We start from the raw sequence: 11,529 nt of genomic DNA, 5'->3' as shown, positions 1-11,529 counted from the left end.
GGGAGTGGGATGTTGAATACGCAAGAATAGCTGGAGTAAAACAACTCGGCAACGTCATGTTAGGTGTAGTAGGTGGCTGGACCTCACCTACAGGAACAGATCCGTTCATAAGCCTTGATTATCATGGAAGAAGATTAACTCGCCAGAAAGCCACTCCCCATGGCGCCTTAAGCAACAAAGGTCTTCAGGATATATTTGACTTCAATAACAGAGGGGCATCAGTTTACGCCTTCATTGCGAATACACTATATGTGAACTTAGGAGCCTACACTGGTTCCTCCAGACTTGAGAATGAAGACATAGGCATAGAGGAAGAGATAATAAACAAGAAAAGCTCAGACCCTCTGGATCTATACGGAAGGATTGCAGTTTTGCCCCCAACTGGGTTTGCTGATATAAATGTCGGAGCTTTTCTTTACTCGGGAGAGGATAAACTCCAGAGACCTGATGGCACAGATTTGGTTATAAACTCTACTACCTATACTAAGGACAAGGCTACGAGAATAGGTCTGGACCTTGGTGTTCAAAAGTATGTATCTGGGAATTTTATACTTGAGCTCCTCGCCCTTTATCTTGACGGTAAGGACAAGTTTTCTTCCTCTGCAGGAACGCAGGAAGTAAAGCACCGAGGCTTTAATCTTTCCGGAACAATATATTGGAAAAATAGATTGGGAATTTCCGTAGTTTACGGACAGTACAAGTTCAAAGACGACATACCTTTAACGGAGGACAACGAAGACGGTCTGAAGAGGAAGGACACAACCCTGCACATCTCCTACCTTATTAGACCGAACGTTAGGGTAGGGGCTGAATACACAAGCTACAACTACTCAAGGGGTGAGGACTCCCATCTCACGTCCCTCATACTGGACTTCGCCTTTTAAGAAAAAGGGGGCGCCTGCCCCCTTTCGTTTAACCCTTCATCAGATACTTGGCGAAGGCAAGTATCCCGAGAATGAGGAAGAGGACGACGAGAACCCATATGAGTCCCATCCCCCAGCCGTGCATTCCCCAGTCCATCATAGCCTACCTCCTAATGCATGTGCTTCATATCAGTGTGTCCCATATCAAGGTGCTTCAAGAACTCATGGTCTATATCTCTGAACCTTAGAACCTTCTTACTCTTTGCAAACTTCTTTGCCTTTATAAGGCTTTTAAAGCCAACGATGTCTGGACCCATGGGACCCTCTTCAACGGGCACGTAGTAGGCTCTTGTTCCGTCTATCCACTCACCGCTTGAGAAGTCCTTTACCCATATCTGAGACACCCTGTCCCTGTTCTTGAAGTAGTACTGCAGGGCGTGTTTTGGCGATTCCGTATAGACGTACTCACCGCTTTTGAGCTTGAGCTGGGATGTGAAAGCGGGCATCATGTTCACGTCCATGCCACAGACAACGCACCTTGCACCCTTTGGGGGCTCCTTTGGCTGGGCAAAGACAAGAGCTGTAAAGAGGAGAAGGAAAAGAGACAGCTTCCTCACAATCATCTTGACACCCCCAGACCGAAGTCGTAAACGAGCTTACCTCCGAGATTCCCCTGATAGAGAAGGAGGAGAACCCCTATAAGGAGAAGAAGCATGTAAAGATGATGGAGCATATTTGAACCCTTCAGAGAGTAAAGAGCCCTGAGTAGTATGAGAAGGGAGAAGAGGAAGGCAAGGGCTATGCCTATGGTCTCATGGGTGTGGAGAAGCTCAAGGGCTCTCTCCTCTATAGGAAGGTTCTCCATGGATTCATGAGCTATGTATCCCGTCAGGGCTGCACCCACAACGGCACCGGAGGACAGCAAGAGGGTGAAGAACTCCACCCCATCGGGCTTCCTTCCCCTGAGGTGGTAAAAGCCCTCCAGGAGGAGGGCAAAGAAGGGAAGAGCTATAGCAAAGTGAACGACGGGCGGATGGAGCTTGACGATGGAAGGATAGCCTATCTCCTGCTTGGGCACCTTTTCAGCAGACCTTTCGTGGGAGAAGGAAAAAAGGAAAAAGAGAAGAGGCGCGCAGGAAACTATTATAAACCTCCTCACTTGAGCATCTCCTTCAATTTTTTCTTAAGCTGGGGATTCTTCTTGAGGGCTTCCTTGAAAGCCTCAGGGTGCATGGTCATCATGTGGAGCATCCTCTCAGCCATCTGGGGAGCTTTCCTCTGTGCCAGCTTCTGCATAAGCTCCTGACGGCACTTTTGCATGTGCTCCATTATGAGCTTCTGGGTTTGGGGGTCCTGCATCATCCCCATCATGCCCATTCCACCCATACCCATCATTCCGCCGTGCATACCCATCATCCCCATCATAGGCATCATGGGCATCATAGGCTGGTAGTAGCCGTAGGGTTGCATGGGCATCTGCTGTCCCATACCTCCCATCATGCCTCCCATCATCTGGGAGAAACCTGCTGCCGACAGACCTATGGCTGCCAGTGTGGATAGAAGTAGCTTCTTCATGGTACACCTCCTTTTAGCGTATTAAAAAGAAATCTTTCTCCTCCATACCCCAACCGCTCATGGTCCCATCGGGAGAGAAAACACCCTGCGCAGCAGTGTCCTTGAGGAGAGCCACTATACAATCGGTCGGGACGTGCCCCTCCACAAACCTTCCCTCTATAAGCATCGTGTGGCAGGAGCGTTTGTCAATGGGAACTCCGAGCTCGTCCTTCTTCTTAAAGAGCTCCTCCGGGCTCACCTCCACCCTATTCACCTTGTAGCCTTTCTCCTCAAGCCTCTTGAAGTACTTGTGACAGCACCCGCAGTTGGGGTTGTAGAAAGCGGTTATCTCCTTGGCGAAGGAGAAGCCGAGCAAGATTGATAAAACTATAAGCCACCTCATATCACACCTCCTTCAGTGATGGTGATGTCCTCCTCCGCTTTCACCGTAAACGCCCCTGATCTGTGCCTCCGAGTCAAGCAGGAAGGTTCCCCTCGTGACCACCTTCTGACCCTCTTTGAGCCCGTGCCTTACCTCGTAAAAGCCTTCCGCACGCCTTCCAAGCTTTACCTTCACGGGCATGTACATGCCGGGCTCCATCTCCACGAATACGAGGGTCCTCCTTCCTGTATCAACGACGGCTGTCTCCGGAACGGCGAGGACATTTCCGATGGGAACCTCAAAGAGAACTTCAACGAGGGTGTTGGGCTTGAGGGCTATCCCCCTGTTTGCCGTTCTTATCCTGACCTTGACGGTCTTCGCCTTCGGGTCTGCCTCGGGGAATATGTAGTCCACCCTTCCCTCAAGCATGTTATCCGGGTTATCCTCTGGGGTTATCAGGGCTTGGGTGCCTCTCTTTACATAGCGAGCCTGCTTGAAGGGTATCTCAGCCACTATCCACACCGTTGATATGTCCGCTATCCTGTAGGCTGTGTGTCCTTCCTTCACGTAGCCTCCCTCATAGACCCTCTTTGAGATGACGACCCCGTCAGCGGGAGACCTCACGACCTCCTTAACTGATAGGTACTTTAGCTTTTCCTCAGCCTTCTTTATTAGGTCGGGGTCGCCCTTTTCCTTGGCAAGGCGAAGCTCATCAAGGGCTATCTGTATATCGGGACTGAGAACCCTCATCAGAGGGGTTCCCTTTCTTACGTACTCTCCCTCAAACCTCCCGTAGGTATCCTCAACCCAGGCGTCCGCTCTGACGGTGACGTCGTAAATCTTTGCGAGGTCGTAGCTCACATAACCCACCGTTGAGAAGCTCTTTACGAGCTCCCTTCTCTGAACGGGCTCCGTGATAACCCCGAGGAGCTGGAGCTTGTCCTTGCGGACCATTATGTGACCTGCGTGGGCGCTCGTTGCAGGTCCACCTCCTGCTAGGGCTTTCTTGGAAAGGGGGACGAAGACATCCTTGGTGACCATACCGTCATCAAAGACAGCCCTTATCTGCCATGGACCCTCCATGCTTACCTTTAGCTCCCCCTCGTAGACTCCGGGTTCAACCTCCCTGAGGGCTGCTGCATCCCTCATCTCATCCATGCCGGGCATGGGTGGCATGTAGAAGTACAGTTCCCTGAGGTTCTTCGGAGGGCTCACCTCAATCCTTATCCTGTTGTTTCCAGCCTTTATGGTTCCGTCCCTGGAAAGTATCCTAATCTTTACCCCTCTGTCCTCAATGGTGATGACCTCCCTGTAGTTACCGCCTCCGCTCCTGAGGAGCAAGAGGGAAACTGCCAGCAGAAGAACTACCGCCACAGCCAAAAATACCCACTTCTTCATTGCAACGCCTCCGCTTTTGCCACTATCTGGTTCAGCTCCTTTACAAGCCTTGCCCTGTCAAGCTCAAGGGACCACAGGAGCCTGTAAGCCCTGAGTATCTCCCTTATGTCAGTCTTTTCGTACCTGTAGGCGAGAAGGAGAGCCTCAATCTCCTTCTTCTTCTCCTCAATCTCCCTCTCAACGGTGTCAAGTATCTCAGAGCTTATCCTGTAGGACTCTTCAAGGGCTCTGAACTCGCCCGAGACCCGAAGCTTCACATCCTCAAACTCATAGAGCTTGGCGTTGTACTTTTCCTTCTTCTCCATGACGAGGAGGTCTTCCCTTTTCCTCTTCCAAACCGGAAGTGTGAAGCCGACCCTGAGGGTTATTAGGTTCGGTATGTCCGGTCTTATGCCGTAGCCTGCAGAGAGGAAAAGGTCGGGGTAGTGCTCAACCTTAGCCCTCTCAACCTCCCTCTTTATCACGGAGAGCTCCTCCGTGAGGAGCCTAACCTCCACGTTCTTCTCGGGGGAAAAGTTGGTGGGGAATCTGAGCACATTAAGCCCTTCCCCCTTCAGCTCAACCTCTCCCCCGGCGAGAGCCTTCATACGTTCAAGGGATGTTTCTCTTATTATGCGAGCCCTTGCGAGCATCTCTTCAACCTTCAGGAGCTCAACCTTCAGGAGAATCAGGTCCGACAGGAGAGCCTTCCCGTACCTGTACTTCTCCTCCGTTATGTCCATAAGGGACTCTATCTCCGTCTTCATGCTGTTTAGAACCCTCTCCATCTCAAAGGAGTAGGAGAACTCCCAGTAGAGCTCCTTCAGCTTTCTGACGAGCTCCTTTGTGAACTTCTCCCTCTTGAGGTCCACCTCCCTGCTCTTCTGAAGGAAGATTGCGGAGCTTCTCTCCCTCTTTACAGGAAGGACGTACTTCTGGGAGAGGTAGAGGGCAAAGCTGCTCATTGGGTTGCTCTTGTCGGGAAAGTACTTCTTCGTATCTATGTTGTTGAGGGCAAAGGAGAGCTGGGGGTTTGGCAGGCTCTCCGAGTATCTCGCCCTGTGTTTGAGGGACTCTTTCACCCTTTCGTAGGACTTTAGGCGGGGGTTGTTCTTGAGGGCAAACTCTATCAAGCTGTCAAGCTCACCAGCTATCCCCACTCCCGAGAGGATAAGGAAGAGCAAAGCCGCGATAAGTTTCATCGGCTTTAATCATATGTGGTTAAAGACGTGAATTCAATATTGATGATTTCCGTTAATTTAACGTAAATTTGAACAAAATCTCTTTTTCTGAGGTGAAGAAGCTAATATAATCTTTCTACATGGAGAAGTTCCTCCTCGTTCTCTTCGCCTACCTCTTGGGCTCCGTTCTTTTTGGAGAGCTCGTGGCAAAGCTCAAGGGTGTTGACATAAGGCAGGTAGGGAGCGGGAACGTGGGGGCGACGAACGTGAGCAGAGCCCTCGGGAAGAAGTACGGCATCCTCGTTTTCTTCCTTGATATGCTCAAGGGCTTCCTTCCCACCGCCTTGGCGGTCTCCTTCTACGGGGTTGAGAGCAAGGCTGTCATGTTCGTTGGCATAGCGAGCGTCCTCGGGCACATGTTCTCGGTCTTTGACCACTTCAGGGGAGGTAAAGGTGTGGCGACAGCCTTCGGCGTTGTTCTCGCCCTCTCCGTCAAGTTAGCTATCCTCCTGATCCTTGTCTGGGGCGCCGTTTTGCTCTGGAAGAGGTACGTCTCCTTAGCCTCAATAGCCGCCTCCCTCCTCTCTCCGGTCGTCTTTGCGGTGGCGGGCTATCCCCTCCACATAGTTCTCATGGCTCTTATAATAGCCCTGCTCATTCTCGTAAAGCACAGCTCAAACATAGAGCGCCTGAGGAGAGGTGAAGAGCCGAAGGTATGAAGCTGCTGTTCTCAGCCCTGCTGATAAATTTCCTATTCCTGACCTTCAGGGTCCTTTACGTGCTCCTTTATCCCATAGACCTCTCCCCCGAGGAGGCTCAGTACTGGGACTGGTCCAGACACCTTGACCTTAGCTACTACTCCAAACCTCCCATGGTCGCCTACCTGAACTTCCTCTCAACATCCCTGCTGGGGAACACGGAGCTCGGTGTGAGGATAACCCCAATAGTTCTCTCCTTCCTCCTGTCGGTGGCTGTCTTCTTCTTCGTTAGGGAGGTCCTGGACGAAAGGTTCGCCTTCTTAGCCTCTGTCTTCCCAAATCTCCTGATCGGTGGGGCGATAAACTCCCTCCTCATGACTACCGATGCACCCCTCCTCTTCTTCTGGGGGCTCAGCTCAATGCTCATATACAGGGCTGTCCAGAGAAACAGCCTATCCCTCTGGCTAGGCGTGGGTGTGTTTGCGGGGCTCGCCTTCCTGAGCAAGTATCCTGCTGTCTTCCTCTTTCCCCTCACGCTCCTGTACATTTTCCTCGTCAGGAGAGAGCTCCTCCTCTCACCGAAGCCCTACCTCTCCCTTATTCCAGCTTTCCTCCTTTCCCTGCCCGTTCTCGTGTGGAATATCCAGAGGGACTTTATATCCTTTCGCCACGTCTCAAGCCTTGCGGACAAGGGAGCAAGCTTCCCAAACCTCTCCTCCTTCCTTGAGTTCGTCGGAGGGCAGATGCTGCTCCTCTCGGTAATTCCCTTCTTCTTCATGGCTTACGGCTGGTGGAAGGCTTTAAGGTCAAGGGACAGGTTCCTCCTCTTTCTCACGATTTACTCCCTTCCAGTCTTCCTCTTCTTCTCAGCTCTCGCCCTCAGGAAGAAGGTTTACGCCAACTGGGCTGGCTTTGGCTACTTTACGGGTGCGATGCTTGCGGTCATCTTCTTAGAAAACCTCCGAAGGAGGTCCTCAAAGCTCTTCTACGCAGTGGTGCTGTCCTGCTTCTCTCTCGTAGTCCTGCTCCACTTCACGCCCCTTCTGGACCTTTTAGGGCTGAGGTCCCTTCTTCCCCCGAAGAGAGATCCAGTCAAGGTGATGGTCGGGTGGGAGAGGCTTGGGAGGGAGGTGAGCAGGGTGCGAAGGGATGAGTTCATCTTCTCCACAGCCTACCAGATCGCCGCCGAGCTCGCCTTCTACGTTGATGGAAACCCGAGGACTTACGTCTTCCACATGGGAAGGAGGACCCAGTATTTCCTCTGGAGGGAGGGTCTGGGCGGCTACAGGGGCAAGAACGCCCTCTTTGTCACCTACGGTGGACTCCCCGAAAGGGTTAAAAGGCACTTCAAAAGCCACGAATTCTTAAAGGAGGTTGAGGTCATCTGGCGGGGAGAGCGGATAAGCAGCTTCAGGATTTACAGGCTTAAGGGCTTTGTGGGTAGGTTTGATGAGGTTCCAAAGGGCTATTAGGTATCTTCTCACCTTCTACCTCTGGGGCTTTATCACCTATCAGCTCCTTCCTGTGAAGATCATCCCCTCGGTTAACTACGCCCCGAGGGAGCTCTACCCCCAGCCGGTCGTCTACAGCTACGCTTTCGCCTACGATGTAAAGACAGCCTTCTCCAACAACGCCGGGAGCCTGAAGAACCTCATGAGGGTTATGGAGGAAAAGGGTATAGACATGGTCTTCGGTGACTTTCCTGAAAGCATAGGCAACAGGCTCTTCCCCACAAAGGAGGCTGAGGAGTGCAGGGTGATAAGGTCCTCTGAGATTCCCCTCTGGGAGGATACCCTCTACCTTGTTTTTGAGTGGGTTCCGAAGCTCATCGCTGGTAAGGTTCCTGAGAGCATCTTCTCAAGGAGGATATACGACAAGCCCTCAAAGTGCTACCTCTTAGCCCACGACAGGAGGGTTCTCTTTACCACCTTCTTCGGTCTGGAGCTCCCGACCTACGAGGGGATACTCAGCGGCGGGAAGAACATATACCTATCAAAGGATGTGCTCCTGAGGGAGCCATACTCGGAGGACTTCTTCAGGAGAGCCCTCGTCCTCTTTGGAAGAGAGAAGGTCAGGGCTCTTGCTTACTCGGAGAGGAGCTTTTACCTTCCGGGAGGAAGCACCGTTTACAGCTTCAGGTACGTGATTGACACAGATGTGAAGAATCCCCTCATAGTGCTCTTTCACAACGGGAAGCGGAAGGGAATATATGAGCAGAGGAGGATAAACGTACCTGTCGGGGAAAGGGGCGACTACGTAGCCCATGTCCTCACCTATAAGTTCAAGGTAAACATCTTTTACTTCGGTCTTAGGAGCGTAGCCCTAATCTCCTCCATCCGCCTGATGTAAAATAGAGCGGATGCGAGCTTTCGTTGGCTACTTCACCACCAAGGGCATCTACGAACACGTTGAGAAGCTCAAGGAGGAGACCAAGGGATACCTGAAGGGGAAGTGGATAGAGCCCCAGAACCTCCACGTCACCTTTCAGTTCTTGGGAGATATAAGTCAGGAGCAGGCTGTTGGCGTTCTCAAGAATCTCCAGCAGATAGCGGAAAAGTACACACCCTTCAAGGTTCAGTACAGGTCCCTCGGAGTCTTCCCCGATAGGAAGAGACCAAGGATACTCTGGATAGGGGTATCCCGGGGGGAGAACAAGCTAAAGAGGATAGCAAACGAGGTGGCTAAGCTGAACAGGAACGCCGGGGTTAGGGTTGACTCAAAGCCCTTCCATCCCCACGTTACCATCTGCAGGATAAAGGAGGTTGACAGGAAGAAGCTGGGAGGCTTGATGAACAGATACAGGAGCTTTAACTTCGGTGAGGAGGTGGTTGACAGGATAGCTCTCATCTCAAGCTCCCTCACGAGCATAGGTCCCATATACAGCGTCGTTGAGGAGTTCTACTTCAGGAGGAAGGAGGATTGACTACGTACAGGGATGCCGGCGTTGATATAGAGAGGGCGAACGAGTTCGTCAGGTACATAAAGGAGAAGGTTAAAAGGAACTTCCCCTCTGGACTCTTTACAGACTTCGGAGGCTTCGCCAGCGGTTTTGAGCTAAAGGGCTTTAGAAATCCGGTGATATTCTCCTCTACCGATGGCGTCGGAACCAAGCTGAAAGTTGCCCAGGAGATGGGCATCCACGACACGGTTGGGATAGACCTCGTCGCCATGAACGTTAACGACCTCATTACCACAGGGGCGAAGCCCCTCTTCTTCCTTGACTACATAGCTACGGGCAAGATAGAGCTTGAGACCCTAAAGAGGGTGATAGACGGTATAGTGGAGGGATGCAGTAGGGGTGAGGTTGTCCTCGCCGGAGGGGAGACCGCCGAAATGCCAGGCTTCTATCCGGAGGGCGTTTACGACCTTGCAGGCTTCTGTGTGGGTGCCTGCGAGAGGGAGGAGGTCCTTACCGGAAGGGATATAGAGGAAGGGGATGTCCTGATAGGGATGAAGTCCTCTGGGTTTCACAGCAACGGCTTCTCCCTCATAAGGAAGGTTCTCGCAGACAGAGGTATAAAGCTCTCCGACAGGATTGAGGAGCTCAACATGAAAGTTGGGGAGGCTCTCCTGATTCCCACGAGGATATACACGGGAGAGGTCAGAAGGCTGAGGTCAGCGGTAAGGGTAAAGGGGCTTGCCCACATAACTGGTGGCGGGATCCCTGAAAACCTGATAAGGATACTGCCTGAGGGTATAAAGGCTGTGGTCAGGAAGGAGAGCATACCCGAAAACCCTCTCTTTAGCTGGATACAGAGGCTCGGTGGTATTGAGGAGAGGGAGATGTTTAGGACCTTCAACATGGGTGTCGGCATGATAGCGGTTGTGGGAAGGGATGAGGCGGAGAGGGCTATTGAAGCCCTCGGAGGGGAGGGCTTTCTCTGCGGTCACCTTGAAAAGGGGGAGAGGTCCGTTGATATCATCTGAGGGCTAACTCGGTTATGCCCCTGGCTATGTCCTCTCCAAAGGTCCTGAAGGAAGAGTGCATCTCTATCAACCTCTCAAGAAGGTCGGTGTTGAGCATAACGTCCTTTCCCACCACCTTGAAAAGGTCAAACCTCTCGGCGAAGCTCTCTATCTCATCGTAGTAGCCCGGGTTCTTGTAAAGGTAGAAGACCTCGGGGAAATACTTGGAGAGGAATAGGATGACCTCCTCTATAGGGACGTGTTCTCCGTTTATGTGGGCGTCTATAAAGCCCTTCTCCTCCCTTATCAGAACCTCCGCGCCGTTCCTTTCGGCGAGTATGAGGGCTGCCATAGGTATGGCTACGAGGGTGGTCAGATCTATCTCCTGGAAGTTGTCTCCGAGAAGGTCCTTCTTTCCACCCAAGGAGAGGGAACTCTCAGCCTCATCGTAGTAGTAGATGTGGTTCAAGCCTTCCGTAAAGGAGGAGTAGTGGGCGTTCTCAACGTGGGCATACCTCTTACCCGTCTTGCCGAATATGCTGAAGCTCTTGTCCGAAAGCAGGAAGGTGTTGTAAGCACCGTGCTCAGCCTTTAGGAAGCTCCCCTCGTAGCTACCGCTGGAGAGAACTTCCATATCCCTCGTGAAGTAAATCACGTCCTTCTCGGTTATCACCACTGGTCCCTCGTAGTCGGTCAGGAGCTTAAGACCATCTGCTATCGCCTTCTCTGCAACCTTCTCACCTTCCCTCGTTAACCTGTAGAGGAAGCTCTGGCTCAGGACGTAAAGGTCTCCGCCCAAGATGGCAACAGATCTTATGGGCTTCTCAAGCACATCCGACACTGGAAGCCTGACCAGCTCAGCCTCAACGAACCTCTCCGCAGGTATCCTGTATACACCCTCAGCGGTGTTTAGAAAGACCTCCCTGAGGTCGGTGTCTATATCCTTAACTTCGTTTCCAACATCAACCTCAACGGTCTCACCGCTCCTCCTGTCCATCCTCATGAGACGGGAACCGCCCGCACCTATCAGGTGATACCTCGTGTTGGCAAGCCTCCTCGGGGTTTCGGAAAGCTTTGCCGACTGCCAAACAACCTCCGCTCTTGAGCTCTCAATAAACTCTTTCTTGGAGATACCCTCAACCCTGTAGTCCCTTGAGACAAATATCCTCTCTCCGTCGCAGTAAAGTTCCATTTTTACCTCCTCCAGTATTGTATCACCTGCACTTCTTGAAGTTTATCTCCTCTATACCCAGAAGCTGGGCGTACTGGAGCTGAGTCTGGGTCATGAGCTTGAGCACGTCCTTCTCGCTCTTAGGGTCTTTGATGCTTATTGTAAGCCTCTTCCTGCCCTCTCCCTCAGCCTTCACCCTGCAGACCGGTATCTTCAGCTCCTTAGCCTCCTCAAAAAGGATCTTGGGAAAGAGACCCCTCTTGACGTAGAGGAGCTTCTCGTAAGCGGCACTCACCCTGCGGTAGAAGCGCTGGAACCTGCCGCCTTCCTCAAGCATGTACTTGTCCTTCATGCTGTAGAGGGGATAGCCGTAAGAGTTGAGTTCATCAAGTATCTC

General features: G+C 52.0%; 14 protein-coding genes. 6 read left to right on the top strand and 8 right to left on the bottom strand.

Annotated elements, in window-relative coordinates:
* The coding region (locus tag AC1HCM_RS02960; protein WP_479460287.1) for a hypothetical protein at positions 1–884 on the top strand (884 nt) is incomplete at its 5' end.
* A gap of 149 nt (positions 885–1,033) precedes the next feature.
* Here the strand turns inward: AC1HCM_RS02960 and AC1HCM_RS02955 are convergent.
* The 6 genes from AC1HCM_RS02955 to AC1HCM_RS02930 are packed head-to-tail and all read right to left on the bottom strand — an operon-like array spanning position 1,034 to position 5,378.
* Positions 1,034–1,486: a nitrous oxide reductase accessory protein NosL gene (locus AC1HCM_RS02955; RefSeq protein WP_479460286.1), complete on the bottom strand. Its 453-nt coding sequence runs from the start codon at positions 1,484–1,486 to the stop codon at positions 1,034–1,036.
* The gene (locus AC1HCM_RS02950) at positions 1,483–2,022 is read right to left on the bottom strand and encodes a DUF2231 domain-containing protein (RefSeq protein ID WP_479460285.1); all 540 of its coding nucleotides are present in this window, start codon (positions 2,020–2,022) and stop codon (positions 1,483–1,485) included. The genes AC1HCM_RS02955 and AC1HCM_RS02950 overlap by 4 nt, the downstream gene beginning before the upstream one ends.
* Entirely contained in the window at positions 2,019–2,438 is a 420-nt protein-coding gene (locus AC1HCM_RS02945; protein ID WP_479460284.1) for a hypothetical protein, read from the bottom strand. The genes AC1HCM_RS02950 and AC1HCM_RS02945 overlap by 4 nt, the downstream gene beginning before the upstream one ends.
* A gap of 13 nt (positions 2,439–2,451) precedes the next feature.
* Positions 2,452–2,820 (bottom strand): DUF411 domain-containing protein, encoded by a 369-nt coding sequence (locus AC1HCM_RS02940; protein WP_479460283.1) that lies wholly within the window; start codon positions 2,818–2,820, stop codon positions 2,452–2,454.
* A gap of 12 nt (positions 2,821–2,832) precedes the next feature.
* Positions 2,833–4,197: an efflux RND transporter periplasmic adaptor subunit gene (locus tag AC1HCM_RS02935; RefSeq protein ID WP_479460282.1), complete on the bottom strand. Its 1,365-nt coding sequence runs from the start codon at positions 4,195–4,197 to the stop codon at positions 2,833–2,835.
* Positions 4,194–5,378, bottom strand: coding sequence for a TolC family protein (locus AC1HCM_RS02930; RefSeq protein WP_479460281.1), 1,185 nt, complete (start codon positions 5,376–5,378; stop codon positions 4,194–4,196). The genes AC1HCM_RS02935 and AC1HCM_RS02930 overlap by 4 nt, the downstream gene beginning before the upstream one ends.
* A gap of 119 nt (positions 5,379–5,497) precedes the next feature.
* On the opposite strand from AC1HCM_RS02930, the gene plsY reads away from it, so the two are divergent.
* Genes plsY through purM form a run of 5 tightly spaced genes read left to right on the top strand, consistent with a single transcriptional unit; the run spans position 5,498 to position 9,982 of the window.
* Entirely contained in the window at positions 5,498–6,076 is a 579-nt protein-coding gene (plsY, locus tag AC1HCM_RS02925) for a glycerol-3-phosphate 1-O-acyltransferase PlsY (protein ID WP_479460280.1), read from the top strand.
* Positions 6,073–7,527, top strand: a complete 1,455-nt coding sequence (locus tag AC1HCM_RS02920; protein ID WP_479460279.1) for a glycosyltransferase family 39 protein — start codon at positions 6,073–6,075, stop codon at positions 7,525–7,527. The genes plsY and AC1HCM_RS02920 overlap by 4 nt, the downstream gene beginning before the upstream one ends.
* Positions 7,505–8,404: a hypothetical protein gene (locus tag AC1HCM_RS02915; RefSeq protein ID WP_479460278.1), complete on the top strand. Its 900-nt coding sequence runs from the start codon at positions 7,505–7,507 to the stop codon at positions 8,402–8,404. The genes AC1HCM_RS02920 and AC1HCM_RS02915 overlap by 23 nt, the downstream gene beginning before the upstream one ends.
* A 10-nt stretch (positions 8,405–8,414) precedes the next feature.
* Entirely contained in the window at positions 8,415–8,978 is a 564-nt protein-coding gene (thpR, locus tag AC1HCM_RS02910) for an RNA 2',3'-cyclic phosphodiesterase (protein ID WP_479460277.1), read from the top strand.
* A complete protein-coding gene (gene purM / locus AC1HCM_RS02905; protein ID WP_479460276.1) occupies positions 8,975–9,982 on the top strand; it encodes a phosphoribosylformylglycinamidine cyclo-ligase in 1,008 nt (335 codons plus the stop codon). The genes thpR and purM overlap by 4 nt, the downstream gene beginning before the upstream one ends.
* Here purM and AC1HCM_RS02900 read toward each other — a convergent pair.
* Both AC1HCM_RS02900 and AC1HCM_RS02895 read right to left on the bottom strand, forming a co-directional pair.
* Positions 9,975–11,153: a hypothetical protein gene (locus AC1HCM_RS02900; protein ID WP_479460275.1), complete on the bottom strand. Its 1,179-nt coding sequence runs from the start codon at positions 11,151–11,153 to the stop codon at positions 9,975–9,977. The two genes, purM and AC1HCM_RS02900, sit on opposite strands and share 8 nt — an antisense overlap.
* A gap of 22 nt (positions 11,154–11,175) precedes the next feature.
* A partial coding sequence (locus tag AC1HCM_RS02895) for a hypothetical protein (RefSeq protein WP_479460274.1) occupies positions 11,176–11,529 on the bottom strand: 354 nt, incomplete at its 5' end.

Source organism: Hydrogenivirga sp., assembly GCF_056450045.1.
The sequence above is the reverse complement of the archived record's forward strand: the minus strand, read 5'-3'. Positions and strand labels throughout refer to the sequence as shown.

Excerpts from the sequence above, each read along its gene's own strand:
- AC1HCM_RS02900 (WP_479460275.1), bottom strand. The coding sequence starts at position 11,153 with ATGGAACTTTACTGCGACGGAGAGAGGATATTTGTCTCAAGGGACTAC.
- AC1HCM_RS02920 (WP_479460279.1), top strand. The coding sequence starts at position 6,073 with ATGAAGCTGCTGTTCTCAGCCCTGCTGATAAATTTCCTATTCCTGACC.
- plsY (WP_479460280.1), top strand. The coding sequence starts at position 5,498 with ATGGAGAAGTTCCTCCTCGTTCTCTTCGCCTACCTCTTGGGCTCCGTT.
- AC1HCM_RS02930 (WP_479460281.1), bottom strand. The coding sequence starts at position 5,378 with ATGAAACTTATCGCGGCTTTGCTCTTCCTTATCCTCTCGGGAGTGGGG.
- thpR (WP_479460277.1), top strand. The coding sequence starts at position 8,415 with ATGCGAGCTTTCGTTGGCTACTTCACCACCAAGGGCATCTACGAACAC.
- AC1HCM_RS02945 (WP_479460284.1), bottom strand. The coding sequence starts at position 2,438 with ATGAAGAAGCTACTTCTATCCACACTGGCAGCCATAGGTCTGTCGGCA.
- AC1HCM_RS02915 (WP_479460278.1), top strand. The coding sequence starts at position 7,505 with ATGAGGTTCCAAAGGGCTATTAGGTATCTTCTCACCTTCTACCTCTGG.
- AC1HCM_RS02940 (WP_479460283.1), bottom strand. The coding sequence starts at position 2,820 with ATGAGGTGGCTTATAGTTTTATCAATCTTGCTCGGCTTCTCCTTCGCC.
- AC1HCM_RS02955 (WP_479460286.1), bottom strand. The coding sequence starts at position 1,486 with ATGATTGTGAGGAAGCTGTCTCTTTTCCTTCTCCTCTTTACAGCTCTT.
- AC1HCM_RS02935 (WP_479460282.1), bottom strand. The coding sequence starts at position 4,197 with ATGAAGAAGTGGGTATTTTTGGCTGTGGCGGTAGTTCTTCTGCTGGCA.